Here is a 26,548-nt window from a genome sequence, read left to right as displayed (position 1 = left end):
TCACCAGTAGCACCAAGGAGTCGCCGTGAGCACCTGGGTCGGCCGGACCGCCGTCGAGATCGCCGCCGCCGTGCGGGAGAAGCGGGTCACCCCGCGGGAGGTGGTGGCGGAGCACCTCGCCCGGATCGTCCGCCTGGACGACCGCGTCGGGGCGTTCCGGGTGGTGCGGTCCGAGGCCGCGCTCGCCGAGGCGGACGAGGTGGCGGCCCGCTCCGACCTGGCCGAGCTGCCGCTGGCCGGGGTGCCGGTGGCGGTCAAGGACAATCTGGCGGTGCGGGGCGAGTCGACCCGGGTCGGCTCGGCGGCGACCCGGGACACGCCGGCCGGCGCCGACCATGTGACCGTGGCCCGGCTGCGGGAGGCCGGTGCGGTGGTCGTGGGGCTGACGAACGTGCCGGAGCTGTGTGTCTTCGGCACCACCGAGGGCGTGCACGGCACGGCCCGCAACCCCTGGGACACCTCGCGCACGGCGGGCGGCTCCTCCGGCGGCAGCGCGGCGGCGGTGGCCGCCGGGATGGTGCCGATCGCGCTCGGCAACGACGGCATGGGCTCCCTGCGCATACCCGCCGCGAACTGCGGTCTGGTGACCATCAAGCCGGGGCACGGGGTGGTGCCGGCGGGCATAGGCGACGGCGACTGGTTCGGGATGTCGGAGAACGGCCCGCTCGCCACGACGGTGGAGGACGCCCGGCTGATGCTGTCGGTCCTGGCGGACGACACGGGAGCCGTACGGCCGGACGGCGAGCCCGGTGCGCTGCGGATCGCGGTGTCGGTGCGCAGCCCGCTGGCGGGGGTCACGGTGAGCGCCCCGTACGCGAACGCGGCGCGGGACGCCGCCGGGGTGCTGATGAAGGCGGGCCATCAGGTACGGCGGGCCGACCCGAGCTTCCCGCTGTCGCTGGGCGTGACGTCGCTGGCCCACTGGACGGCGGGCACGGCCGTGGACGCGGCCCCGCTGGACCCCCGGCTGCTGACCCGGCGCACCCGGGTGCACGCGGCCCTCGGCCGGCACTTCCTGAACGGGGTGCGGGGCGGCTCGGCGCGGGAGGAGCTGCGGCGGCGCCTGGAGCCGTTCTTCGAGGAGTACGACATCCTGCTCACGCCGGCGCTGGCGCGGCGTTCGCCGAGGGCGCAGGCGTGGCACGAGCGGGGCTGGCTGCGCAATGTGCTGGTGAACACGAACTACTCGCCGCTCACACCGCCGTGGAACCTGACCGGGTGGCCCGCGATGGCGGTGCCGTTCGGCGCGCTGCCCTCGGGGGTGCCGGCCGCCGTCCAGCTGGTGGGGCGGCCGGGGTCCGAGGGGGAACTGCTCCGGGTCGCGGAGCAGTTGGAGGGGCTGCGTCCCTGGACGCGGACGGCGCCGCTCGACTGAGCGCGCGCCGTCGGGGGCCGGGCGGCTCAGTCGACGCTGGGCAGGATGTGGTCCTCGGCGAGGTCGTCCTCGTAGCCGGCCAGGCGGATCGGGGCGGAGCGCGCCCACACGTCGAGGCTGCCGATCTCGCCGGGCCTGCGGCCGGCGCGCTCCGTGCGTTCCTTGGGGCGTTGGTCGCGATTCGTCTTCTCCGGTGTCACCGCGCACTCCTTATGTGTCGGGTCACCCTCGGGGCGGGCCGGCCGGTCTGCGGTCCGGCGCTTGACGCTCCCTCGGGTCGGGCTGGAGTCGGTGGCGACGCGGTGGTGCCGGTGACTCCCAGGAGAGCTGGCCGTGGTGAACCGGCTTGTCCCGGACGGACGGTGGGTGGGGGTGGCACTCCGTCCTGCTGTCCGTCGATACAGACTAACCAAATGAGCGGGGTACCGCTCGATAGCGCCGAAAATTTGAGGTAACCATGGCGTGTCACCTGCGTCTCCACTGAGGTGAATTGAACACTTTTCGGTGGTTTCGCGCCGGTCGAGTTCACTCGTCCGGCGGATAGAGGCCCGTTCGGGCGACGGCCGGCCGCGTCGTTCAGGTGCCGTTCGCCCCGTGGCAAGCACGCCATGATCTGCTGAGGTACCGAACGGCTGTCTCGCGGGAGGACTGACGCATGGAGCTGCGCAGCGTCGAGGAGCTGATGGACCTGCTGTACGCGTGCCGGGGCGTGCCCGAGTCCCCGGGCGGTCCGGCCCACGGGGTCGACCTGCACGACCACGCGCTGCAGACGGCGGCGCTGCTGCGCCGAAGTCGCCCCGCGGACAAGGAGCTCCAGCTGACCGGCCTGGTCCACCCCATCGGCCACCTCCTGCGCCCCGCCGACCCCACCGGCCGCGCCGAGCGCACAGCGGAGGCGGTACGCCCGCTGCTCGGCCCCCGCGTCGCCCGTCTGCTCCGGCTGCACCCCTGGCGCGGCGGCGACGACGACCTGGCCCGTCTCCACCAGGCCGACGAGGACGGCCGCTCCCCCGACGTCGACGCGGGGGTCCTGGAGGACTGGCGCACGGTCCTGGAGCTGATCGCCGCCCGCAACTCCCGTCTCGGGGCTGTCGATTGAGCGCAGGCCGTGAGACCGTACCCGGATGACCTCGTCGTACGGCTTGCACGGCAGGGCCGCCGTCGTCACGGGCGCCACCCGGGGCATCGGCCGGGCGGTGGCACAGGGGCTGGCGGAGGCGGGCGCACGGGTGTGCGTGAGCGCCCGTGACCCCGACGAGGTGCGGCGGACCGCCCGTGAGCTGGGCGGGGTGGGCCTGCCCGGGAGCGTCGCGGACCCCGGGCACCCCGAGGCGCTCACCGACCTGTGCCTGCGGGCCTTCGGCCGCCTGGACGTGCTGGTCAACAACGCGGCGACGAACCAGCCGTACGGGCCCCTCATGGAGGCCGACCCGGCCCTGTGGCGCGAGGCCTTCACCGTCAACGTGGAGGCTCCGCTGCGCCTCGCGCAGTGCGCCTGGCACGGCTGGATGCGCGAGCACGGCGGGACCGTGATCAACATCTGCACGGAGGGCGCGGGCCACGTGGGCCCCGGCGTCGGCGCCTACGGCACCGGCAAGGCGGCCCTCCTCCACCTCACCCAGCAGCTCGCGGGCGAACTCGGCCCGGCGGTCCGGGTCAACTCGGTCTCCCCCGGCCTCGTGCGCACCGAGATGGCGCGGTTCGTGTGGGAGCCGAAGGAGGGCGCCATCGCGGCGGACCTCCCCCTCGGCCGGATCGGCGAGCCGGAGGACGTGGCCCGGGCGGTCCTGTGGCTGTGCTCGGACGACGCCGGATGGATCACGGGCGCGGACCTCCTGGTGGACGGCGGCACCCGCGTGAGAGCGGCTCGCAACGCACCGTGAGGGGCGCGGGCCGCCGCGCGAGCGGCCCCGGCGCACCCGCGCCCGACGAACTCACCACTTGCCCGGCGCGTAATCCTTCAGGAAGACCCCGTAGACATCCTCGCCGGCCTCGCCCCGCACCACCGGGTCGTACACCCGGGCCGCCCCGTCGACCAGGTCCAGCGGCGCGTGGAAGCCCTCCTCCGCGAGCCGCAGCTTGTCGAAGTGCGGCCGCTCGTCGGTGATCCACCCGGTGTCGACGGACGTCATGAGGATCTGGTCGGTCTGGAACATCTCCTGCGCGCTGGTCCGCGTGACCATGTTCATCGCGGCCTTGGCGGCGTTGGTGTTCGGGTGCCCCGCGCCCTTGTAGCCCCGGCCGAAGACGCCCTCCATGGCGGAGACGTTCACGACGTAGGACCGCCCGCTGGCCGCCCGCCGGGCCGCCGCGGCCATCGCCGGCCGCAACGCGCTGATCAGGATGAACGGCGCGGTGTAGTTGCACAGCTGGGTCTCCAGCAGCTCCACCGGGGAGATCTGCTCGATGGTCTGCACCCAGGTGTTGCTCTCGACGACGTCGGGGACGAGCCCGCCCGCGTCGATGGCGGTGCCGTCCAGGTGCCGGGCGACGCTGGCGTTGCCCGCGACCAGGGCGAGGTCCGCGACCTTCTGCGCGTCCAGTCCGCTGGTGCCGACGGGCAGCGCGGCCAGCCCGTCGACCGCGCCGGAGTTGAAGGCGCCGATGACGTGGTGGGCGGGCAGCTCACCGGCGGGCAGCGGGGCGCTCTCCCCGTCGACCAGCGCGGCGTAGGCGGTCGGCAGGCGCCGTACCGTCTGTGTGGCGTTGTTGATCAGGACGTCCAGCGGACCCGCCGCGGACACCTGCTCGGCGAGGGCCACGGCCTGCGCCGGGTCGCGCAGGTCGATGCCGACGACCTCCAGCCGGTTGATCCAGTCGGCGGAGTCGTCCATGGCCTTGAAACGGCGGATGGCGTCCTTGGGGAAGCGCGTGGTGATCGTGGTGTGCGCGCCGTCGCGCAGCAGCCGCAGCGCGATGTACATGCCGATCTTGGCCCGGCCGCCGGTGAGCAGGGCCCGCTTGCCGGTGAGGTCGGCGCGGGCGTCGCGCTTGGCGCGGTTCAGCCGGGCGCAGTCCGGACAGAGCTGGTGGTAGAAGTAGTCGACCTCGACGTACCGCGTCTTGCAGGTGTAGCAGGAGCGCGGGCGCTGGAGTATCCCGGCGATCCGGCCCGCCTCGGTGACCGACGACGGCAGGATGCCCTCGGTCTCGTCGTCGATGCGCTGCGCGGAGCCGGTCGCGGTGGCCTCGGTGACCGCCTTGTCGTGGGCGGTCTTGGCGGCCCGGCGCTCCTGACGGCGGCGCTGCTTCACCGTGCGGTAGAGGCCGGCGGTGGCCCGGCGCACGGCGATCGCGTCCGGGTGGTCGACCTCCAGCTTGTCGAGTTCCTCGAGCACGCCGAGGCAGACGGCCAGCCGCTCGGGGTCGATGCCGGGGCCGTAGACCATCTCCTCGGTGGCGGCCGAGCCGTCCTCTGTCACCGTCATCGCGCTGCTGTTCCCTGCTGAGAAGTGCGGCGCTCCGACCGCGCCCGCTTTCGAACGGGGAAGTCTACGGAGCGCCGGGCCTCTCCTCCAAACCGCCGGCGGTCAGGAACCGCAGGCCGTGATGAGCGTCTCCACCTCGGTGATCAGCGCCTGCGCGAACCGGTCGAGATCGGGGACGGCCTCGCCGTCGGCGACCAGCCCGTAGTGGACCCGGCCGCGGTACGTCGAGACGGCGACCGCCAGGGACTGGCCGCGGGCCAGCGGGGCGTACGGGAACACCTCGGTGACCGGGTTCCCGCCGAGCCGCAGCCCGAGGCTGGGCAGCGGGACGCTGGTGACCAGGATGTCGAACCAGAGCCGGGCGGCCTGGCTGACCAGCGGTCCGCCGAGCCGGTGGCCGAGCGCCGGGACGTGGTCGGCGAGCAGGGCGACGGCGCCCGCGCCCCGGCCGGGCCCGGCGTCCTTGTTGGCGTCCATGGCGGTGCGCACCTGGGCGAGCCGGCCGAGCGGGTCGGGGTCGTCGACCGGAAGCCGTATCAGGTACCCGGAGAGCCGGTTGCCCTGCGGGTGCGCGGTGCGCGGGCGGCGCTTGGAGACGGGGATCAGCGCACGGGGACGTACGCCCTCGCTGCCGTCGCCGCGCTCGTCCAGCCAGCTGCGCAGGGCGCCGGCCACCACGGCGATCAGGACGTCGTTGACGGTGCCGCCGACGACCTTGCGGACGCGGTGCACGTCGTCGAGGTCGAGGACCACCCCGGCGGTGCGGCGGGTGCCGGTGGGCGCGGCGGCGAGCGCGGGGGTGGACCGTACGCCCAGCCGCGACACGGCGACGGAGGCGCCGATGTCGAGGGCGCGCCCCACGTCGGAGACGGCGCCGCGCAGCAGCCCGGGGAGTCTGCGCACATCGGGGATCAGCCCCCGGGCGGGCTCGGCGGGGCGTGGCCGGGGCGCGGGCAGGTCCATCGGGTCCAGGACGGCGGCGGCGAGCGTCAGGGCGCGCAGTCCGTCGGCGAGGGCGTGGTGGAACTTGAACAGCACGGCGAAGGACAGACCGTCCTCGCCGGGCAGGACGTGCGCCTCCCAGGGCGGGCGGTCGCGCTCCAGGGGGCGCTCCATGAGCCGGCCGGCCGCGGTCTGGAAGTCGGCCGTGGGCGCGTGCAGCAGGACGTGCCGGTGGGGGTCGAAGTCGGGGTCGCTCTCGCGCACCGCACCGCCCAGGGCGAGCGGACGGCGCAGGTCGAGGGGGAGGACGGGGTCGAAGGGCCGCCACACGTCGCGGATGCGCATGCGCAGCCCGGGGACGGCCGCCGCGCGCGCAGCGAGCAGATCGGCCGCGTGGGCGCCCGCGGTGGGCGACTGCGCGCCGAAGACGCCGAGGGCGCCGAGGTGCATCGGGTGCTCGGGGGACTCGATGTTCCAGAACGCCAGATCGAGGGGTGCCAGGAGATCATCAGCAGACAAGGGCTTGCCTCGCGTCGACGACGGGTGAGGCAGCAGTCAACCCCCTGGAGGCGATTACGGTCAAGCATCTTCAAGCTACGCTCAGTTAACAGCCGATTAAGTTCACGACACCTGCTGCCCCTTGCCGAGGCCGATGACGCCGTTCTCGGACACGGTGTACAGCTCTGCGTCGCGCTCGGGGTTGACCCCGATGGTCGCGCCCGGCGGGACCTCCACGTTCTTGTCGAGGACCGCGCCGCGCACCACCGCGCCCCGGCCGATGTGGACGTTGTCGTGCAGGATCGAACCCTGGACGACCGCCCCGGGGTCGACCCGGACACCGGGCGAGAGCACGGAGCGGGTGACCTGGCCGCGGATCAGGCAGCCCGCACTGATGATCGACTCGCTGGCCATGCCGCCCGCGTTGAACCGGGCCGGGGAGAGCTGGTAGGAGTGCGTGTAGATGGGCCAGCTGCGGTTGTACAGGTTGAACGCGGGGCGCTCGGCGATCAGGTCCATGTGGGCGTCGTAATAGGCGTCGAGCGTGCCCACGTCCCGCCAGTAGCCCTGGTCGCGGCTGGTCTCGCCGGGGACGTGGTTGGCGCTGAAGTCGTACAGGTGGGCCTCGCCCCGCCGGGTGAGCTGGGGCAGGATCGAGCCGCCCATGTCGTGCACGGAGTCCTCGTCCTCGGCGTCCCGCTGGAGGGCCTCGATGAGGGCCTTGGTGGTGAAGAGGTAGTTGCCCATCGACGCGAACACGGAGTCGGGGTCGTCGCGCAGGCCGGGCGGGTCGGCGGGCTTCTCCAGGAAGTTCTCGATCGTCTGGCCGTCCGAGCCGGGGGTGATCACCCCGAAGGAGGACGACTCGCCGCGCGGCACCCGGATCCCGGCCACCGTGACCCCGGCGCCGCTGTCGATGTGCTGGGTGAGCATCTGGCGCGGGTCCATGCGGTACACGTGGTCGGCGCCGAAGACGGCGACGTACTCGGGCCGCTCGTCGTAGACCAGGTTCAGCGATTGCAGGATGGCGTCGGCGCTGCCCAGGTACCAGCGCTTGCCGAGCCGCTGCTGGGCGGGCACCGGGGTGACGTAGTTGCCGAGCAGGCTGGACATCCGCCAGGTGGTGGTGATGTGCCGGTCGAGCGAGTGCGACTTGTACTGCGTGAGCACACAGATCCGCAGGATGTCGGCGTTGACGAGGTTGGACAGCACGAAGTCGACGAGCCGGTAGGTGCCGCCGAACGTGACGGCCGGTTTGGCGCGGTCCGCGGTCAGGGGCATCAGGCGCTTGCCCTCGCCGCCCGCCAGCACGATGCCGAGCACAGAAGGTCCACCACGACGCATTGGCCGCTCTCCTCACCCTGGTTGGAACCCATGGATGCCCCGCCGCGGGGCCCGCTACGCCTGTTTGACGATCTCCTGGTACAGCCGGACCGTCCGCCGGGCCACGGCGTCCCACCCGAACTCGCCCACCGCGCGCACCCGCCCGGCTTCACCCATCCGGCGTCCGGCCTCCGGATCGCCGAGGACCGCGTCCAGCGCCCGGGCGAGCCCCGCCTCGAACACGGCGGCCTCCTCGTCGAGCGGGACGAGGAGGCCGGTCACCCCGTCCTCGACGACCTCCGGTATCCCGCCGACCCGGGAGGCGACCACGGGGGTACCGCAGGCCATCGCCTCCAGGTTGACGATGCCCAGCGGCTCGTACACCGAGGGGCAGACGAACACGGCCGCGTGGGTGAGGAGTTGGATCACCTCCGGGCGCGGCAGCATGCGCGGGATCCAGTGCACGCCGTCGCGGGCGCGGCTCAACGCGGCGAACAGGTCGCGGAACTCCCGGTCGATCTCCGGCGTGTCGGGGGCGCCCGCGCAGAGCACCACCTGGGCGGCCGGATCGATGTCCCGCACGGCGCGCAGGAGATGGGGCACGCCCTTCTGGCGGGTGATGCGGCCGACGAACAGCACGAAGGGGCGGTCCGGGTCCAGTCCGATCCGGGCCAGGGCGTCGGTGCCGTGGTCCGGGCGGTAGAGACCGGTGTCGATGCCGTTGTGCACCACGTGCACCCGCTCCGGGGCGAGCGCGGGGTAGCAGGTGAGGATGTCCTCGCGCATCGCCGCCGATACGGCGATCACCGCGTCGGCGGCCTCCAGCGCGGTCCGCTCGGCCCAGCTCGACAGCGCGTAACCGCCGCCGAGTTGCTCGGCCTTCCACGGGCGCAGGGGTTCCAGGGAGTGCGCGGTCACCACGTGCGGCACGCCGTACAGCTGCTGGGCGAGACGGCCGGCGAGGTTGGCGTACCAGGTGTGGGAGTGGACGAGTTCGCGGCCTTCGAGGGCGGCGGCCATGGCGAGGTCCACGGAGAAGGTGCGCAGCGCGTCGTTGGCGTCGTCCAGGGCGGACCAGGGGCGGTGGCGCCGGACGCCCGCCGCGCGCTCCCGCAGCGAGCTCTCGCCCCAGCAGTGCACGTCGAGATCGACGAGGCGGTGCAACTCCCGGGCGAGGAACTCGACATGGACGCCCGCACCGCCGTACACGTCCGGGGGATACTCCCGGGTCAGCAGTCCCACTCGCACCCGGAACCCCCCATTCTCAGCGGCTGGTTCCCTTCATGGTCACCCAGACGGGGCGCGCGGGGAAGAGCGCGGGGGTCGTGTGAAGCAACAGTCACCGCAGACCCCGCCGCCGGGCACCCGGTAGTAGAGACAGCAGCTGCGGCGGCGGAAGGCGGTGCCGGCCGGGGTGTCGGTGCGGCTGCCGGTGTCCGCGAGGAGGGGATGGGCGAGCAGGTCGGCGGTGAGGGCACGCGCGCGTGCGGCGGTCGCGGGGCGCCCGTGCGCCCGCGCCCACTGTTCCAGCTGCCGGGCGGCCCCGGCCAGCGCGGAGGCGGCGTTGCCCCGCAGCAGACCGGGCGCGAGGCGGTGGTGGGCGCGCAGGGCCGCCGACAGCGGCACGAGATGCCCGTCCAGTACGGCGGTGGCGAGCGTCGCGGCGTCGGGGTCCCCGGGCAGCGCCCTGACCTCGGTCAGCCAGAGGTCGTCGGGGGCGCCGCCGTCCGGGTCCCAGTGCAGCAGCCGCGGATCCAGGTCGGGGACCACGCCGTACAGGACGGCACAGCCGAGGGCCGCCGACCACAGCCGGGCCGCGAGCCCCTGCTGGGCCACGGAGGCCCCGATCCGCTCCTCGGGGGCCCGGAGCGCCCCGCTCACCTTCCGGACACGAAAAGTCAGCGCATTTCCGTAAACATCCGACGACTGGTTCGCGTAGACCCCTGCGAGGGTCGGCAGCGGGCGCGGCGGCTGTGCGGCCACGCGTAGGAGGAAGAAGCCGCCGAGCGGGCGCAGCGCGGCGAGACGGGGGTCGAGGTCCACGAGGTGCAGTAGTACCAAGCGCGGCCGTAGCCGGGATCAGGGGGATCCCTCAGACGTCACCCGTCCGAGGGAGGACGGCCGTCCCGTCGTACTCCATCGGCAGTAGGACGCATTGAGTGCTCAGGGACGACGACGGGAACAGATCGACAGGGCATCGTGTTGGTCATGAAAGCCGACCGTTCGCCGCGCCGGGTCCCGGGCCCGGGCCTCACGCAGAGGAGCAGCTCATGAGCGCCCTCGCGTTGTCCGTGGTCCTGTCGCTGGTCTCCGCCGTGGCGTACGCCTCCGGCGCGATCGTGCAGGAGCAGGTCGCGGTCTCCTCGCCGGACGAGGAGTACGCGCCGCTGCGCCGCCCCGGCTGGTGGGCGGCGGTCCTGCTGAACGGCCTCGGCGGGCTGCTGCACGTGGTGGCGCTGGCCTACGGTCCGCTGAGCCTGGTGCAGCCGCTGGGTGCCCTGACCATCGTGTTCGCGCTGCCGATGGCCGCGCTGTTCGTCGGCCGCAGGGCCGGGGCGACGGCCTGGCGGGGAGCGATCATGGCGACCGTGGGTCTGGCCGGTCTGCTCTCCCTGGTCGGCGCCTCCGACGCGCAGTCCCTGAGCACCGCGCAGCGGGTGAGCCTGGCCGTGGTGACCGCCGGTGCGGTGGCGGCGCTGATGGTCGCGGGGCGGGCCGCGCACCGGCATCCGGCGGTGCGCAGCATGCTGCTGGCGACCGCGTCCGGCATAGCCTTCGGCATGTCGTCCGTCTTCACCAAGACCGTCGCGGTCGACTGGACCGACGGTGTCTCGACGGCCGACCTGCCCTCGCTGGCGGTGATCGGCGTGCTGGCCACGGCGGGCATGCTGCTGTCGCAGGCCTCCTACCGGGGCGCGGGCCTCGCGGCGCCGCTGGCCACGCTGACCGTGGTCAACCCGGTGGTGGCGGCCGCGGTCGGTATCACGATGTTCGGCGAGACCTTCCGGTACGGCACGACGGGCACCGTGCTCGCCCTGGGCTGTGGAGTGGTGGCGGCGGGTGGGCTCATCCTGCTGACCACCGAGCGTCTTCAAGGCGGATCCGCTGTGGCCGGGGCTGTGGCCGCGCCGGTGGAGACGGACGAGGTGGACGAGATGGTGGCGGCGGTGGCGGTGGAACCGCCGAAGCCGGCTGTGACGGCGGCGGACCCCGCCCCGGCACCGCTCGTGGCGGACCTGCCGGAGGATCTGCCGGCGGCCGTGGAACTGCGGGACGCCATGTGGCAGGAGGGGCGGGACCGGGCGGAGCAGCCGCTCGTGCCGGTCCAGGCCGGGGATCCCCTCGCCGCGCTGGACGCCCTCGACGCCCCGGCGTCCGGGGAGCCGGACCCGGGCGACCGGGCGATGGTCTTCCTGCAGAGCCCGTTGTGGAGCGCGACGTACATCCCGATGCCGGCCGTCGACCGGCATCGGGTGCGGGTCAAATCCTGACGCCGCCGGCCCGCAGATAGGCCAGCGGGTCGACATCCGAACCGAAGCCGGGCCCCGTCCGCACCTCGAAGTGCAGATGCGGGCCCGTGCTGTTGCCGGTGGAGCCGGAGCGCCCGATGCGCTGCCCGCCGCCCACCGACTGCCCGTCCCGCACCGAGATCGCGGACAGGTGGGCGTACTGGGTGTAGCGGCCGTCGGCGTGCCGTATGACCACCTGGTAGCCGAAGGACCCGCCCCAGCCCGCGCTGACGACCGTGCCCGCGGCGACCGCCTTCACGGAGGTCCCGGTGGGGACGGGGAAGTCGACGCCGGTGTGGTAGCCCTTCGACCAGTGGGAGCCGGTCGCGTGGTACGGGGTTCCGGTGGCCGCGGCGACGGGGGCGACCAGGGAATGGCCGGTATGCGCCTTGTCGTCGGCGTCGGATTCCTTCTCGGTGTGGTGTCTGGACGGGCTGTGACTCTTCGTGGGGGCCTTCGGGCCGGCCGGTGCGCTCAGTCTCAGGCGCTGGCCCGGCAGGATCAGGTCGGGATCGGCGCCGATCGTGGACCGGTTCGCGGCGTAGAGCCGGTGCCAGCCGCCCTTGACGTCCTCGGTGTCGGCGATGCCGGAGAGGGTGTCGCCGCGGACGACGGTGTACATCTCGGCGGTTCCGGCCCGGGACTGGGGCGTGGCCTGCGGCTGTACGTCCTTCAGGGACGTCCTGGCCTTCTTGCCGGCCTTGGCGGACGTGGCGGACGTGCCCGCGGAGGTGTGGCCCGAGGTGCCGTTCGGGTGGATGTCCGGGGTGTCGCCGCCCCGGGACAGTCCGGCCCGTACCGAGCACACCGGCCAGGCACCGGGGCCCTGGCCGTCCAGGACCTTCTCCGCGACGGCGATCTGCTGGTCCCTGGTGGCCAGGTCGGCGCGCTGGGCGTACCGCTTGCCGCCGTACGCGTCCCACGTCGACCGGGTGAACTGCAGGCCGCCGTAGTAGCCATTCCCGGTGTTGATGTGCCAGTTGCCGCTGGACTCGCAGGCGGCGACCTTGTTCCAGGTGTCCACGTCGGCCGCCTGGGCCGCGCCGGCGCCGATGAGCGGGATCGCCATACCGGCGCCGCCTGCGGTGACCGTGAGTGAGGCCCGGTTGATCCTGTTCGGCTGGTACCGGCGGTGCCGGCCGCGTACGGCCATGGAGTTCCCCCTCGACAAGCGTCAGGAGGGGCAAAAGTACGGGCCGTTCACAGCCCGTGACAAGACCGCAACCAGCCGCTCCGGGTTCACCCATGGAGGGCGGAAACCCGCAAGGATGGCCTCCAGGACGAAAACGACCGGCACCACCCCCTAGGAGCCAGCCCTATGAGCACTACAGCGCAGATCGGTGTGACGGGACTCGCCGTCATGGGCCGCAATCTCGCCCGCAACTTCGCGCGCAACGGTTACACGGTGGCGCTGCACAACCGGACGGCGGCGCGCACCCACGCGCTGGTGGAGGAGTTCGGGCACGAGGGAACATTCGTGGCGGCGGAGAGCGCCAAGGACTTCGTGGCGGCGCTGGAGCGGCCCCGCCGACTGGTGATCATGGTGAAGGCCGGGGAGCCGACCGACGCGGTCATCCGGGAGTTCGCCCCGCTCCTGGAACCAGGTGACATGATCATCGACGGCGGCAACGCGCACTTCGCGGACACCCGGCGCCGAGAGCGAGAACTGCGCGAGCAGGGACTGCACTTCGTCGGCACGGGGATCTCCGGCGGCGAGGAGGGAGCACTGCACGGGCCGAGCATCATGCCGGGCGGCTCGACGGAGTCGTACGGCTCGCTCGGACCGATGCTGGAGAAGATCTCCGCGAAGGCGGCGGACGGCGCGCCCTGTGTGACCCACGTGGGGCCGGACGGCGCCGGCCACTTCGTGAAGATGGTCCACAACGGCATCGAGTACGCCGACATGCAGCTGATCGGTGAGGCGTACCAGCTGCTGCGGGACGTCGCCGGGTACACGCCGGCGCAGATCGCGGAGATCTTCCGCACGTGGAACACGGGCCGGCTCGACTCCTACCTGATCGAGATCACGGCCGAGGTGCTGTCGCACGTGGACGCCGCGACCGGCGAGCCGTTCGTGGACGTGGTCGTCGACCAGGCCGAACAGAAGGGCACGGGCCGCTGGACGGTCCAGATCGCCCTCGACCTGGGGGTGCCGGTGTCCGGGATCGCGGAGGCGGTCTTCGCCCGCTCGCTGTCCGGGCACGCGGCGCTGCGGGAGGCGTCCCGGGGGCTGGCCGGGCCGAAGGCGGCCCCGCTGGGCGAGGCGGAGGCGGCGGCGTTCGCGGACCGGGTGGAGCAGGCGCTGTACGCGTCGAAGATCGTGTCGTACACGCAGGGGTTCCACGAGATCGCGGCGGGCAGCGAGGAGTACGGCTGGGACATCGACCTCGGCGCGGTCTCCGCGATCTGGCGGGGCGGGTGCATCATCCGGGCGGCGTTCCTGGACCGGATCCGGGAGGCGTACGACGCGCGGGCGGACCTGCCGAGTCTGCTGTCGGACGAGACGTTCGCGGCGGAGATCGGGGCCGCGCAGGACGACTGGCGCGAGGTGCTGGTGGCGGCGGTGCGCCAAGGCGTGCCCACGCCCGGCTTCGCGGCGGCGCTGGCGTACTACGACGCGCTGCGCGCGGAGCGGTTGCCCGCGGCGCTCACGCAGGGGCAGCGGGACTTCTTCGGGGCGCACACGTACCGGAGGGTGGACCGGGAGGGTGCGTTCCACACGCTGTGGGGTGGGGATCGGTCGGAGGTGGGGGCGTAGCGGTTTCGTCGGGTCGCGTCGGCGCGTCGGCGCGTTGGCGCGTCGGCGCGTTGGCGCGTCGGCGCGTTGGCGCGTTGGCGCGTCGGCGTCGGCTGCGGGATTGCGGGGGCGGCGCGTTTTCGGGCGCCGGCGGCGGGAGGGCGCGCACGGCGTACTTTCCGGCGCCGGCGGGGGCGGCGTGTTTTCCGGCACCGGCGGCGGGAGGCCCCGGGGGGCGCTTCGGGCGCTTTCTTGTGGCGCCGACGGCGGGATCGCAGGAGGGCCGCGTCTCTTCCCGCGCCGCCCCCTGACCTCGGCTCCGCTCTTCACCCCGCGCGCCCTGCCCTCCGAGCGGATGTCAGGTCAACGGTGGGCCCGGTTCCGGGGTGGGGGGTGGTTCCGGGCCGGGCGGGATGGGGGACGGGGACGGTCCGGGGGGTGGGCCCGGGACGGGTGGGGGCTGGGGGGCCGGAGGGGGTTCCGGGGAGGGAACCGGGCTGGGATACGGGTCCGGTGGGCCCGGAGGTGGGGCGGGGTCGGGGGGTGGGGTGGTCATCGTGTCCTCCGGCCAGTCGTGTCGCGGCTCTGGACTACTCCTCCGCGTACCCGGCACCGCCCCGGACACTCACCCGGGTGGGTCCGCCCGGCCGTCAGAAACGGCCGGGATGGGCGCGCAGCCAGTCCTTGGCCGCGGTCAGCAGCGCGGGGTCGGCCGGCGGGGCCTCCTCCGGGTGACGGGCGGCCCACTTCACGACGTACGGGCAGAGAGGCGCGACCGGGACGCCCTCGCGCGCGGCGATGCCGTACAGCTCGCGCGCGAGGGAGCCCGCGATGCCCCGGCCCTCGTGGGCCGGCTCCACGATGGTGTGCACCGGGACGAGGGCGCGGGCGGGCGACTCCAGCACGAAGTACTCGATCCGGCCCACGACCTCGGCCCCCTCGCCGAGGGCCTCGAGACGGCCCGCCGTCCGGTCGTCACGGATCTCGATGTCGCTCATGGGCACTCCCGGTGCGATGGCTGGCGGTCGGTACGTACGGCCGACGCGTCGCTCAGACGGACACCGCCTGCGGGCTGCGCCGCTGGTCGGAGCCCGGGACCGGCTCCGAGGCGTCGGCCCCGAGGGCCACGATCCGGTTGTCGCCGTCCACGTGCACGACCCGCGGTTGCAGCGCCCTCGCCTCGGCGTCGGTGACCTGAGCGTAACTGATGATGATCACCAGATCTCCGGGGTGGACGAGATGGGCGGCGGCGCCGTTGATCCCGACCACGCCCGAGCCTCGCTCGCCCTCGATGACGTACGTCTCCAGCCGCGCGCCGTTGGTGACGTCGACGATGTGGACCAGCTCCCCGGGCAGCAGATCGGCGGCGTCCAGCAGGTCGGCGTCGATGGTCACGGATCCCACGTAGTGCAGGTCGGCCTGGGTGACGGTGGCGCGGTGGATCTTGGACTTGAACAGAGTACGCAGCACTTTGGACTCCTGGAAGACGGCTCCCCGCCGGCTTTCTGCAGGTCAGGGGCGTTGTTCACTGTACACCGGCACTCCCCACCCTCGAAGATGCTGGGGAACATCGATCTTTCTTGGGCAAGAAGGTTCCCCACCTGCGCTTCCGCTGAGAATCCGGCTGTCGTGCCATCGCCGTCCCAGGACCCGCTCACGCACCCGCCTCGGATTATGCGAGGACTCATGCTGACCAGATGCTGACTTACCTGCCGTGGGCCCGGCGCACGGGAGTCGCCCACCAGCCTGGCGGTGGCCCCCTCGATGCAGTCGCCTGCATCAGACGACGGCCGAGGATCGCAACGTGAGCACTGGGTACGTGGAGCTCCGGGCACCACCGACCCTGTGCTCCGATCGTCCGGGCCCCCGCTCAGCACCTAGGACAGACGCTCAAGGGGTGAGCACGAACCGGATCGGGTCGCCGATCTCCTTCTCCAGCCGGCTGACGGCGTCGGCGGCTTCGGCCGGCGGGATGTGGGCGGTGATGGAGGGGGCCAGGTCGAGCAGGCCGGTGGAAGCCAGGCCGATGAGCTGGGTCACATGTTCAGGTCCGGAGCCGTAGTGGCCACGGATCTGGTTGCCGCGGAAGCAGAACTCTGTGCTGTCGGTGACGGTGAGGGGCTTGGGGGTGAGTCCAGCCAGTACCAGCACCCCGCCGGGGCCCAGGACGGCTGCGGCCTGATCCCGAACCACGGGGACGCCGGCGAAGTCGAAGGCGGCGTCCAGGCCACGGCCACCAGTGGCGTGGTCCACAGCAGCGGCGAAGTCCGCCGCGGCAGGGTCGAGCGCGAAGTCGGCGCCGAAGGCGAGGGCGCGCTCGCGGGCCTTCGGCAGCGGGTCGATGGCGATGACGGGGGGTCGCCCCGGCCAGGCGGGCGAGCCGGATGCCGTGCGCGCCCAGGCCGCCCGCACCCCAGATGCCGACGGCCTGCGCCGGGCGGACGGCACCCGTCTCGGCAATCGCGGCGTAGGGGGTGGAGACCGCTTCGGGGATGATCGCGGCCTGGTCGAACGGCAAGGGGTCGGGGATCGGGGCGAGCGTGTCCTCGCGGGCGATCGCGTACCCGGCCCAGCCGCCGTCGTAGTCGACTCCACGGGTCAGCGGCGTCCGACACGATGAGCGCCGCATGCAGTCGTCGCACTGGCCGCACGCCTGCCCGGCCTGCAGAGCGACACGCATGCCGGTGGCCCAATCCCCCATCAGGTCCGGGCCGAGGGTGTGGACAACGCCCGCGACCTCGTGCCCGAGGGTGACCGCACGCGAGCGGACCACCTCGTCAACAGGGAAGGACGAGCTGAGGCTGCCGTCGATCAAGTGGACGTCGGACAAACAGACTCCGGCGGCCCTGACTTCGACCAGCACCCGCGGCCCCGGCGGCGGGGTGTGGGCAGCGACGGACGGGGCCGCTGCGACGGTGAGTCGCGGGAGGGGCTTCGCGCCTTGCGGCGGCCGGTGGGTGGAGAGGTGTTTGCCCAGGCCTTGGTCCGGCCTGACGTTTCAAGGCCTCCGAACGTTCCCTCATCCGACCGTGTCGGGTGCCACAATCGAACGACATTGTCGAGCGACAATGTCGCATGTATGGTTCTGGCCAGCGACAGCCTGCGCCGAACGAAAGGCAAGCTCATGACTCACGAGACCGTGCGCGGAACCGAGCCGATCCCGCAGCGTCCCGCCCTGCCCCTGGTCGGCCACGCGTTCGACATCCCCAGCGGCGCCGACGGTCTGCACTACGTGATGAAAGAGGCCAAGGAGCTGGGGCCGCTGTTCAAGCTCCGCATCTTCGGCAACGAGATCAACTTCGCCTCGGGTCTCGACCTGGTCGCCGAGCTGGCGGACGAGAGCCGGTTCCGCAAGAACGTGCACCCCGACCTCGTGATCCTGCGAGATATCGGTGGCGACGGACTCTTCACCGCGTTCAACGACGAGCCCAACTGGCGCAAGGCGCACGACGTGCTGATGCCGGCGTTCTCCCTGGGTGCGATGCGCGGCTACCACGCGACGATGCTCCAGGTCGCCCGGGAGCTGATCGGGAAGTGGGACCAGGCCGCCGGTGCCGAGGCTGTGAACGTCGCCGATGACATGACGCGGCTGACCCTCGACACGATCGGCCTGTGCGGCTTCGGCTACGACTTCGAGTCCTTCAACCGCGACGAGCCGCACCCCTTCGTCACCGCCCTGTCGCGAGCGCTCGGCTTCGCCCAGGCCAAGGGGGAGTCCATCCCCGGCGCGGAGTTGTTCAAGTGGAAGCAGGCGGAGCAGTTCCGCGAGGACGTGGCCTTGATGGAGGGCCTGGTCGACGATGTGATCCGGCAGCGCCGGGCGTCGGGAGACCAGAGCACGAACGACCTGCTGGGGCGCATGCTGCACACCCGGGACGCGGTGACGGGCGAGCCCCTGGACGACGTCAACATCCGTTACCAGGCGATCACGTTCCTCATCGCCGGCCACGAGACCACCAGTGGCGCCCTGTCCTTCGCCCTCTACTACCTGACCAAGCACCCCGAGGTCCTCGCCCGCGCCCAGGCCGAGGTCGACACGCTCTGGGGCGACTCCGACGCCCCCGAGCCGGACTACGGGGACATCGGCAGGCTGACGTACATCCGCCAGGTGCTCAACGAGAGCCTGCGACTGTGGCCGACGGCCCCCGCGTATGCCGTGGAGCCGCTGGAGGACACCGTCATCGGCGGGAAGTACGCCGTCCGCAAGGGCGAGTCGATCCAGGTGCTCATCCCGCAGCTGCACCGGGATCCCGCCTGGGGCGAGAACGTCGAGCTGTTCGACCCCGACCGGTTCCTGCCCGAGCGGGAGGAGGAGCGGCCGGTCCACCTGTTCAAGCCGTTCGGCAGCGGCGAACGCGCCTGCATCGGCCGCCAGTTCGCGCTGCACGAGGCGACGCTGGTCCTCGCGCTGGTGATCCACCGCTACCGCCTGATCGACCACACCAACTACCAGCTGAAGATCAAGCAGTCCCTCACCATCAAGCCCGACGCGTTCACCCTGAACCTCGCCCGGCGCACCAGCGGCGAGCGCCGCCTGCCCACCGCCGCGGCCCTCGCCGCGGGCAACGCCCCCGCCGACCAGGACCGGACCGCCGTCCGGCGCGCCGCCGGCACCGCGCTGACCCTCCTGCACGGCTCCAACCTCGGCACCTGCGCCGGCATCGCCCGCGACCTCGCGGCGGACGGCGACGAGCGCGGCTTCGCCCCGTCCGTCGCCCCCCTCAACGACGCCGTCGGCAAGCTCTCCCCCGGTGGCGGACCGGTCGTGATCGTCGCCGCCTCCTACAACGGCAGGCCCACCGACGACGCCACCGCTTTCCTCGCATGGCTGGAGGGCCAGGCACCCGGCGCGCTCGACGGCCTTCAGTACGCCGTGCTCGGGGTCGGCGACCGCAACTGGGCCGCCACCTACCAGCGCGTCCCCACCCTCATCGACGAGCGGCTCACCGCCGCGGGCGCCACCCCCCTGCTGGCGCGCGGCGCCGCGGACGCCGCCGGCGACTTCGCCGGCACGGTGGACCGGTTCACCGGCGACCTGTGGACCGCCCTGCTGGAACGGTACGGAGCCGCCGCCGAGGCGGGGAAGGCGGAGCCGGCCGCCGACCAGGAGACAGGACTGTACGAGCTGGAGGACACGACCGACTCGGTCATCGGCGGGCTCGCGGCACGGCACGGCGTCCAGCCGACGGAGGTCCTCGACGCCTACGAACTGGTCGACCTGAATCACGAACTGGGCCGCTCCAAGCGCTTCCTCAAGCTGCGGCTGCCCGAAGGCGTCACCTACCGCACCGGCGACCACCTGGCCGTGCTCCCGAGCAACCCGGACGCCCTCGTCCAGCGGGTGGCCGACCGCTTCTCCCTCGACCTGGACCGCACCGTCCGGCTCCGTGCCCGCCGCCGCAGCCGGGGCGCCCTGCCCGTGGACCGCCCGCTCACCCTGCGCCGTCTGCTCACCGACTTCGTCGAACTGCAGGATGCCGCCACCCAGGAGCAGATCGCCGTACTCGCCGAGCACACCGCCTGCCCGCCCGAGAAGCGCCCCCTGGCCGCACTCGCGACGGCGGACGCGGAGACCTTCCGCGAGCAGGTGACCGCCACCGGACACAGCCTCCTCGACCTGCTGGAGCGCTACCGCGCCTGCGAGCTGCCCTTCGAGGTCTTCCTGGAACTGCTGCCCGTTCTGCGCCCGCGCCACTACTCGATCTCCTCGTCCGCCGCGGCCTCTCCCGGCGAGGTCGACCTGATGGTGTCGCTGCTCGCCGCGCCCCACCGCTCCGGCGAGGGCACCTTCCGCGGCATCGGCTCGCACTACCTGCAGACCGTGAACGCCGGCGACACCGTCCAGGCCCGGGTGCTGCCCTGCAGCGAGGCCTTCCGCCTGCCCGAGGACGACTCCGTTCCGGTGATCCTGGTCAGCGCGGGCACCGGTCTGGCGCCCTTCCGCGGCGCGGTCCTGGACCGCCAGCACGCCCGGTCCACCGGCACACTGCTGTGCTACTTCGGCTGCGACCACCCCGACGTCGACTACCTCCACCGTACGGAGTTCGAGGCGGCCGAGGCCGCCGGAGCCGTCAGCATGCGGCCCACCTTCTCCTGCGCCCCCGAGGACGGGGCGCGCTACGTCCAGGACCGCATCGCCAAGGAGAGCGACGAGGTCTGGGCGGTGCTGGAGGCCGGCGGACGTGTCTACATCTGCGGTGACGGCCGCCGCATGGCCCCCGCCGTGCGGGAGGCGTTCATGAAGATCTACCGCGACCGCACGGGCAGCGACGACGCCGAGGCCAGCGCCTGGCTGAACGCCCTGATCGAGTCCGGCATCTACGTCGAGGACGTCTGGGCCGGCTGACCCGTCCACCGTGCGCGGCCGGCACCCACCGCCGCCCCGCCGACCCCACAGACCGACAGGGCCACGGACACCCACTCCCCCAACGTCCGTGGCCCTGTCTTCTTCGAAACGTGTCCCGCCCCCTCCTGAACTCGTGAGGCTCTCATGCTCGTCGCGCACTCGGCACCCCGCCGAGGAACGGTGGTAGTCCCCAACTCCTCGCAGAGGAGCGGTCGGTGAACGCGCGCAGCGGCTCCGCCCTGACCTTCGGCGTGGCTGTCGCACTCATCGCCGGAGTGACCCTGGGCAACGGCGGAGCGAACGTGATGCCCGTCTTCGTCGACGACTTCGCCTCACGCTTCGCGCTGTCGGACTCCGCCGCCGGACTCGTCGCCGCCACCCAGCTGATGGCGACCGCCATCGTCACCCTGCTGCTGGCCAAACGGGCCGCACGCCCGGGGCGAGTGCTGATGACCCGCTTCGGCCTGGCCGTCTCGGGAGCCGGATTCCTGGGAGCAGCGGCGGCCACCGGCCCGGTGACCCTGGTCATGGCCAACCTGGTCCTGGGCGCCGGGCTGGGCGCGGTCTACGCCGCGGCCACGGCCGCGCTCGCCGCCACTGACGACGCCGACAAGGCCTCGGCCGTCACCATCTGCGGCGTGGTCGGCGTGACCGCACTGCTGATCATGGGCGTCCCCGCAGCCAACCACGATCTGGGCGAGGGCACCGGCTTCCTGCTCATGGCGCTGTGCTGCCTGTTCGCCTGGCCACTGACACGCCGGCTCCCCGATGGCCCGGCGGTTCCGGCCTCCGCAACCGCCAGCACGGCAGAGACGGTCTCGGCCAAGCCGGCGGTCGTGCTACTCGTCGGCACCGGGCTCCTGTGGACCGTCACCCAGGGCGCATGGTCGTACGCCTCGGTCCTCGGTCGCCAGCACACGGGCATGTCCCACTCCGCCGTGTCCGCCGTCCTCGCCATCTCCAGCGTCGTCGCGCTCGTCGGCGCGGCGGTGGGGCCCACGGCGGCGCGCCGCTTCGGGCGCATGCGGTCCATGGCCGTCTTCGTCACCGGGCAGGCCCTCGCGATGCCGGTCCTGGTCCTCACTCACGACCCCGTGTTCTTCACCGTCGCGGCGGTCCTCTGGCAGGCCTGCCAACTGGCCGTCCTGGTGCAGATGCTCGCCGCCGCGGCGCTCATCGACCCGACCGGACGCCTGGTCGCCTCCCTCAGCGGCGCGGGCGCCCTGGGCACCGGTATCGGGCCCCTGGCCGTCGGCGCCGTCCTCGACGGCGCCGGGGCCGACGTGCTCGGTCTCGTCCTGGCGATCGGCACCTGCGTCGCCTCGCTGCCCTTGCTGAGGATGACGGTGGCCAGTGGGGAAGCCACCAACGAACCGCGGCGCGGACGCGTACCGGCGGTCTGAAGACGTCGTCCGACCTCGCGGAACGGCCGCTGCCCCTGATGGATGTCAGGGGCAGCGGCCGCTGGGCGTTGAGGACCGGTTGCCTCGGCAACGGGGCGCGGACGCTGCTCCAGTGCGGAGATGACAGCGCCGGAACCCGGAGGTCTACGACCGGCCCCTCACCGTGGAACCGGGCACCTTCCGGCCGGCCGACGTCCGCAGCACATCGCTCTGCGACGGCGACAAGGGCGAGGCCGGCCTGTGCCATCCTGCCGTCAGCTCGTCGGCAGGGTCACGAGCTCCATTCGGCCTCCGGCAAGAGCGACGACAGCGGAGACCAGGGCCTGCAGACAGGTGAGCTCGGCCTTCTCGTCGGGCAGTGAGAGATGCTGCGCCGAGAGGCCGTCGAAGCCGGCCAGGAAGAACCGGGCGATGGTCTCCGCCGGCTGGGCCAGCTGGTGACCGGTGCGCTCGGCCGCCTCGGTCACCAGCCTCGTTGTCACGGCCGTCACCTCGCCGTAGTGGCCCTCAAGGGCCTCCTGCAGCCGTGGTGTCCGGAGCGCGAACATGGACAGTTCGGTGAGCAGCTGGTGGGTGGTCGGCTGCTCGCGCACGGTCTGCCACAGGGCGGCGGCGAGTGTCGCGACCGTCTCCTCGAAGCCCGCGTCCGCGGGCGCCGCCCGTTCGACCTGTGCGATCAGATTGTGGGTGAGCTGCTTCATCACGGCTCCGTACAGATCTTCCTTGGTGCCGAAGGTGTAGTGCACCGTAGCCTGGGCCACGCCCAGCTCGGCCGCGATCGCACGGGTGCTTCCGGCAGCCACACCCTCCCTGGTCATGAGGTCGATGGCGGCCTTGATCAGCTGAGGGCGGCGCTCAGCCGCAGAAACATGAGCCATGCAGACATCATAGCGACTTAGTCCAGTGAATGAATCGGTCGATCAGGTCACGTTTTCCGGCACTCCTTCTTGCAGGGGGTGCCACAACGGTGATTCCACCAGCGGTCCCATCCCGGTCCCATCCCGAAAGGCAGGTCGACGACGGTCGTACCGCTGCCGGAAGGAGCCAGACGGGCGGCACGCTCAGAGAGCACACCCACCCGGTCGGTGCCCGCGATGAGGTGGGCAGGGAGAGGAGGTTCTCGGTGCAACAACATCGCCGAGACCCTGCTGCGGATGACCGCGCCGCGCGCCGGGCAGCCCGCCACGTTCGAGGGCGGCGTAGCGGTCGTACGCGAGGTGCTGAGCCGGCGGTACGGAGTGTCGCTGGATAACTTCGAGATGTACGACGGGAGCGGCCTCTCCCGTGCCAACCGCATCCCGTCCCGGACACATAGAGAACGGCTCCACGGCCAAAAGCCGCCATCAAGGACGCGATGGGCGGCCTCGCCGCGACCGTGAACGGCTGCCGGGCATAACGACTGCTGGACCTGACGCGAACGTACGCCCCGGGGCGCACGTTCTCTGTGCATGCCTCTCCTGGAGGACCCTCGACACCGCGGTCTGCGGCGCGAGGACGCGATGGCAGGCCGGTACGGCACCGTGAGGCTGCGTCGGCTCGTCGGCCTGGAGACCGACCGGGGGACGGCTACTTCCGCGCGGCCGAGGAGCGGCTCCGCCAAGCGTCCGCTCGCCTGGACGCTTGGCATCCGGCCAAGCCTGCGCCGCCACATGAGCCAAGCCGGCTTCGGGTAGCGCGAGATACCAGTCGTCGCCGATTCGAAACGGTGCCTCTCCCAGTTGGTCACGATTCTTGGCATAAGGTGCGGTCGAGTTGACGTTCGAATCGTTCATCCATAGTGAGCAAAGGGCCGGTCAGTCATGCCGTTCACGGTGCCGCAGGCGGTGATACGCCGAACCGAAGGTTGGCTTGTCCGGCGAGGTGCACCCACGATGATCGAGGGGTACCGCTTCGTCGATCACGTGCTCCCCCGAATGCTGCCGTCGCTGGCCTTCGTGGCGCTGGCCAGCCTGGCCTGGCTCGTCCCGCTCAGATCCGCGGGCTCGCACGGGTGGATCCTCCTCGGTGGCGTCGCCGTGATGACGCTGGCCGCGTGGGGCACAAGTACCGTTCTCGTCCGGCGGCTTCCCCGTTTCTCGCGCAGGGCCGCCACCGCATTCCTCGCCGTGTACGCCACGATGCCCGTCGCAGTACCTCTGTTGCAGCTCGCCGTCGACGGAGCCGTCACTCCGCCGGGCGGCAGAGTGGTCGGGCTGCTGGGTTTCGTGATCTTCTTCGCCGCCGTCTTCGTCTCCACGCTTCTGGCCACTACCTACGGTCTCGGCACGCTGCTGCGTCGGGCGGTCCGCCACTCGGTCTTCGACCTGCGCAACAGCGTGCACCTGCTTGGCCGGGCGCTGCCCGCGTTGCTCTTCGTCACGCTGTTCCTGTTCTTCACCGGCGAGTTGTGGCAGGCCATGAACCGGCTGGCGTGGTGGCGGGTCGTACTCGTCATCGTGCTGTTCGCCGCGATCACCGTGCTTGCCGCCGCTGCCCGCCTGCGTGACGAGATCGGCCGGGTCGAGCAGGACCTCAGCCGGCCCACGCTCGCGGCGGCGTGCCGGGGCACCCCCTTGGCCGGTGTGCGGTTCGAGCAGCTGGCGCCCGAGGGTCAACTGCCTGCGATGCCGCTGACCCCACGGCAGGAACGCAACCTGCTGTTGATGCTGGCCAGCCGCCAGCTCATGCAGGCAGCGGTGGTCGGCCTGACGCTGTTCACCTTCTTCCTCGCCTTGGGCGTGCTGGTGGTCACGCCCGAGACAGCGGAACAGTGGATCGGCGGGAAACCACAGATGTCTGCCCTTTTCCCCGTGATCCCCGTCGCGATGTTGCGGAACGCCACGCTCTTGGCTGCGTTCGGCAGCATGTACTTCGCGGTCACCTCGATGACGGACGCGGACCATCGACAGCGGTTCTTCGCGCCGATCATCGACGAGGTCGAGCACGTGCTCACGGTGCACGCGGTGTACCTGGCCGTGCGCGAACGGACCCCGGCCGCAGCCCATCGCCCGGGCATCGGATGACCTCCGGGCCGGCCAGGGGCATCACTCAGCGCCGCAACGGTGGGTTCGGCTGGAGAACCTGTCCGCCGAGCACGGTGCGTCCGATCAGGTGTAGTCGGCGGCGGCGACGTGTTCCTCGGCGCCGCGGATCTTGGCGAAGCGGCGGTCATCGGCCCCCTATCCTCCTGTGGTGGGCGGCGGGCGTTTCTACCGCCCCGGCGTCAGCCCGAGGCGCGGGGTGTGCGACCGGTGAAGCGCTGGTGGGTCAAGCGAAGTCAGTGGTGTCGCGCAGGGTGGCCAGAGCCGGGCCCGGAGGTCAGCGGCCCTCTTGCGGGGACGCGAAGAACATGCCGCGGATCACGAACTCGTACGTGCGATCTCGGGCTCCTTCTCCCGGGCTACCGAGGTCTTGATCGCCTCTCCGGCCTTGGTCGTGTCCTCCGCCCCAGCTTTCGCACCACGGCCCTTGCCGAGGCTGGGGCTCCGGAAGAAGCGGGGAGCGCGCCGCGGCGTTGTACGGGGGCCACAAGGGCAGGCGCGTGGCGATGGCCACGGTGCGCAGGGAGTACGGGGCACGGATCGGCTCGGTGCTTGTCAACGGGGTTCTGTGCCAGCCGCGGCAGCGGGTGTCGTGGAGATCAGCCGCCGCTCCGGCCGAGGCGGCGCGGACGGCCCGAATCGCTGTGTAGCAATGGAGTGGTTCGGGTGGCGTCAGCAGTGGTGTGACGCCACCCGGGGCGGGATCAGGCAGTCGGTTCGCCGGTCCTGGCGGGCTGGGGGTTGATCGCCTCGCGGAGCCTCTGCTCCTCGGCCAGGGTCAGTGAGGTGTGCAGGAGGTCACCGCCGTACGGGGCGATCCGGGGCAGCACCTTTTCCTCGGTGACATCGATGATCAGGGCGATCACGGCGGCGCCGCCGGGCTGAAGGCGGTGGCCGAGCTGGTTGATGAAGGCGGTGTTGTCGTCCTCGCCCTCGGACACGGCTGCCGTGACGCTGCCGGTGGCGGCGCCTATCGCGGCGCCCAGCAGCGGCTGGAGCAGGAGCAGCCCGATGAGGCCACCCCAGATCGCGCCGGAGACCGCACCGTCGACCACCGGGTTGTCCGAGGAGTGAATCTTGACCCTGCCCTCCTCGTTGCGGGTGACGAGAACCACATCGGCGAGGTGCAGGGAGTGTTCGGTCTTGAGGGCGTGCAATTCGGCCAGCACCTGCTTGGCGGTGGCCTCGTCGTTGTAGGCCACGGCGATCATGTCGGTCATGGGATGGCTCCTGTCGTGTCGGGACGTGCCTGCACACCGGGATCGCCGACAAACGCGATGCGGTGGTGCGCATCGGGAAGCTTTTTGTCCTGTCCGGGGCTCGGTGACGGCACTACTCTGGACTATGTCGAACGACAAAGTCAATCGAGTGACAAAGTCGCGAGTATTGCCGGGCGCGGGAGGCGGAAGCGTCGGTTCGCCGAAACGAACCAGTCGTTCATCAAGCAGGGCGATCTCCTCTTGACCTGTGGGCTGCCGGGCCACGCCCGAGCCGCGCACCGAGTCGTTCTGGCAGGTCAGGTCAGTACCAGGGGGCGGATCGTCGGCCCTCACGGAGGCAGAACACCGTGCGGCAGAGAAGGGTGGGCCCCAAGCAGCAGCCTGGCCGGCCGGCGATTGTCCGTCGGAGGCGGCGCCGGAGCATGGGCCAGCCCGCGCCGACGAGCGGGTCCCGAAAGGTTCGTGGGCTTGCTGCCCAGGGGGCGCTACAGGATCGGCGCGCTCGCGGGAACGGTTGGCTGATGGATGTCGGCGCCGGCCGTCACGGTGGCTGTGGCCCGGCGCGAAGATGCGGCAGAGGGTGTTGCGACTGGCTCTCGCGCCGATGCCTCGACGGGGAAGCCAGTGCCGAAGCGTCGCCCCCGAGTGAAGTGGCTTGCAGCGCAGGAAGAGCTGACTCGCTCGGGCAAGGACTTCGTATCGCCGGTGGGCATCGCATCCAAGGATGGGTGGTATCAGGATGAGGCT

19 protein-coding genes and 2 pseudogenes are annotated in these 26,548 nt (G+C 72.0%); 9 read left to right on the top strand and 12 right to left on the bottom strand.

Annotated features, from left to right (window positions below):
* Nucleotides 1-25 precede the first annotated feature (25 nt).
* The gene (locus tag AQJ58_RS26290; RefSeq protein ID WP_067254376.1) at nucleotides 26-1,375 is read left to right on the top strand and encodes an amidase; all 1,350 of its coding nucleotides are present in this window, start codon (nucleotides 26-28) and stop codon (nucleotides 1,373-1,375) included.
* 26 nt (nucleotides 1,376-1,401) lie between these two features.
* Here AQJ58_RS26290 and AQJ58_RS42850 read toward each other — a convergent pair whose 3' ends face one another.
* Complete coding sequence (locus AQJ58_RS42850) at nucleotides 1,402-1,575, bottom strand: hypothetical protein (protein ID WP_107122162.1); 174 nt, start codon at nucleotides 1,573-1,575, stop codon at nucleotides 1,402-1,404.
* Between the two features lie 455 nt (nucleotides 1,576-2,030).
* On the opposite strand from AQJ58_RS42850, the gene AQJ58_RS26285 reads away from it, so the two are divergent.
* A complete protein-coding gene (locus AQJ58_RS26285) occupies nucleotides 2,031-2,474 on the top strand; it encodes an inositol oxygenase family protein (protein WP_067254374.1) in 444 nt (147 codons plus the stop codon).
* Between the two features lie 25 nt (nucleotides 2,475-2,499).
* Nucleotides 2,500-3,258, top strand: coding sequence for an SDR family oxidoreductase (locus AQJ58_RS26280; protein WP_067254372.1), 759 nt, complete (start codon nucleotides 2,500-2,502; stop codon nucleotides 3,256-3,258).
* Between the two features lie 51 nt (nucleotides 3,259-3,309).
* Here AQJ58_RS26280 and AQJ58_RS26275 read toward each other — a convergent pair whose 3' ends face one another.
* The 5 genes from AQJ58_RS26275 to AQJ58_RS26255 form a co-directional block, all read right to left on the bottom strand.
* Nucleotides 3,310-4,803, bottom strand: coding sequence for an SDR family NAD(P)-dependent oxidoreductase (locus AQJ58_RS26275; protein WP_067254369.1), 1,494 nt, complete (start codon nucleotides 4,801-4,803; stop codon nucleotides 3,310-3,312).
* Between the two features lie 102 nt (nucleotides 4,804-4,905).
* Nucleotides 4,906-6,264, bottom strand: coding sequence for a wax ester/triacylglycerol synthase family O-acyltransferase (locus AQJ58_RS26270; protein ID WP_067254367.1), 1,359 nt, complete (start codon nucleotides 6,262-6,264; stop codon nucleotides 4,906-4,908).
* 102 nt (nucleotides 6,265-6,366) lie between these two features.
* The gene (gene glgC / locus AQJ58_RS26265) at nucleotides 6,367-7,587 is read right to left on the bottom strand and encodes a glucose-1-phosphate adenylyltransferase (protein WP_067254365.1); all 1,221 of its coding nucleotides are present in this window, start codon (nucleotides 7,585-7,587) and stop codon (nucleotides 6,367-6,369) included.
* Nucleotides 7,588-7,641: 54 nt separating this feature from the next.
* Entirely contained in the window at nucleotides 7,642-8,814 is a 1,173-nt protein-coding gene (gene glgA, locus AQJ58_RS26260) for a glycogen synthase (RefSeq protein WP_067254364.1), read from the bottom strand.
* Nucleotides 8,815-8,853: 39 nt separating this feature from the next.
* Entirely contained in the window at nucleotides 8,854-9,627 is a 774-nt protein-coding gene (locus AQJ58_RS26255; protein ID WP_079079253.1) for a (2Fe-2S)-binding protein, read from the bottom strand.
* 209 nt (nucleotides 9,628-9,836) lie between these two features.
* On the opposite strand from AQJ58_RS26255, the gene AQJ58_RS26250 reads away from it, so the two are divergent.
* Nucleotides 9,837-11,057 carry a DMT family transporter gene (locus AQJ58_RS26250; protein WP_199844687.1) on the top strand — a complete coding sequence of 407 codons (1,221 nt, stop codon included), beginning with the start codon at nucleotides 9,837-9,839 and terminating at the stop codon, nucleotides 11,055-11,057.
* On the opposite strand, the gene AQJ58_RS26245 is transcribed toward AQJ58_RS26250, so the two are convergent.
* Complete coding sequence (locus AQJ58_RS26245) at nucleotides 11,047-12,228, bottom strand: transglycosylase family protein (RefSeq protein WP_067254358.1); 1,182 nt, start codon at nucleotides 12,226-12,228, stop codon at nucleotides 11,047-11,049. The two genes, AQJ58_RS26250 and AQJ58_RS26245, sit on opposite strands and share 11 nt — an antisense overlap.
* Before the next feature lie 165 nt (nucleotides 12,229-12,393).
* Here AQJ58_RS26245 and gndA point away from each other — a divergent pair, with 165 nt between their 5' ends.
* Entirely contained in the window at nucleotides 12,394-13,833 is a 1,440-nt protein-coding gene (gndA, locus tag AQJ58_RS26240) for an NADP-dependent phosphogluconate dehydrogenase (RefSeq protein ID WP_067254357.1), read from the top strand.
* 629 nt (nucleotides 13,834-14,462) lie between these two features.
* On the opposite strand, the gene AQJ58_RS26235 is transcribed toward gndA, so the two are convergent.
* The 3 genes and pseudogenes from AQJ58_RS26235 to AQJ58_RS26225 all read right to left on the bottom strand — a co-directional run bounded on the left by AQJ58_RS26235 (nucleotide 14,463) and on the right by AQJ58_RS26225 (nucleotide 16,789).
* A complete protein-coding gene (locus AQJ58_RS26235; RefSeq protein ID WP_067254354.1) occupies nucleotides 14,463-14,810 on the bottom strand; it encodes a GNAT family N-acetyltransferase in 348 nt (115 codons plus the stop codon).
* 52 nt (nucleotides 14,811-14,862) lie between these two features.
* Nucleotides 14,863-15,282 (bottom strand): aspartate 1-decarboxylase, encoded by a 420-nt coding sequence (gene panD, locus AQJ58_RS26230; RefSeq protein WP_067254352.1) that lies wholly within the window; start codon nucleotides 15,280-15,282, stop codon nucleotides 14,863-14,865.
* Nucleotides 15,283-15,702: 420 nt separating this feature from the next.
* Nucleotides 15,703-16,789: pseudogene (locus AQJ58_RS26225) on the bottom strand (zinc-binding dehydrogenase).
* 147 nt (nucleotides 16,790-16,936) lie between these two features.
* Between AQJ58_RS26225 and AQJ58_RS26220 the strand changes: the two are divergent.
* Nucleotides 16,937-20,158 (top strand): cytochrome P450, encoded by a 3,222-nt coding sequence (locus AQJ58_RS26220; RefSeq protein ID WP_067254349.1) that lies wholly within the window; start codon nucleotides 16,937-16,939, stop codon nucleotides 20,156-20,158.
* Between the two features lie 215 nt (nucleotides 20,159-20,373).
* Nucleotides 20,374-21,561: an MFS transporter gene (locus tag AQJ58_RS26215; RefSeq protein ID WP_067254346.1), complete on the top strand. Its 1,188-nt coding sequence runs from the start codon at nucleotides 20,374-20,376 to the stop codon at nucleotides 21,559-21,561.
* Between the two features lie 254 nt (nucleotides 21,562-21,815).
* On the opposite strand, the gene AQJ58_RS26210 is transcribed toward AQJ58_RS26215, so the two are convergent.
* On the bottom strand, nucleotides 21,816-22,439 hold the full coding sequence (locus AQJ58_RS26210) for a TetR/AcrR family transcriptional regulator (protein WP_067254344.1): 624 nt from the start codon (nucleotides 22,437-22,439) through the stop codon (nucleotides 21,816-21,818).
* 249 nt (nucleotides 22,440-22,688) lie between these two features.
* Here AQJ58_RS26210 and AQJ58_RS42845 point away from each other — a divergent pair.
* Nucleotides 22,689-22,886: pseudogene (locus AQJ58_RS42845) on the top strand (D-alanyl-D-alanine carboxypeptidase); the annotation flags it as partial.
* A gap of 546 nt (nucleotides 22,887-23,432) precedes the next feature.
* Nucleotides 23,433-24,563 (top strand): hypothetical protein, encoded by a 1,131-nt coding sequence (locus AQJ58_RS26205; RefSeq protein ID WP_067254341.1) that lies wholly within the window; start codon nucleotides 23,433-23,435, stop codon nucleotides 24,561-24,563.
* A gap of 722 nt (nucleotides 24,564-25,285) precedes the next feature.
* Here the strand turns inward: AQJ58_RS26205 and AQJ58_RS26200 are convergent.
* Nucleotides 25,286-25,801: a DUF1269 domain-containing protein gene (locus AQJ58_RS26200; RefSeq protein ID WP_067254339.1), complete on the bottom strand. Its 516-nt coding sequence runs from the start codon at nucleotides 25,799-25,801 to the stop codon at nucleotides 25,286-25,288.
* Between the last annotated feature and the right edge of the window lie 747 nt (nucleotides 25,802-26,548).

The organism is Streptomyces sp. DSM 15324 (assembly GCF_001514285.1).
Lineage (GTDB): Bacteria > Actinomycetota > Actinomycetes > Streptomycetales > Streptomycetaceae > Streptomyces.
The sequence above is the reverse complement of the archived record's forward strand: the minus strand, read 5'-3'. Positions and strand labels throughout refer to the sequence as shown.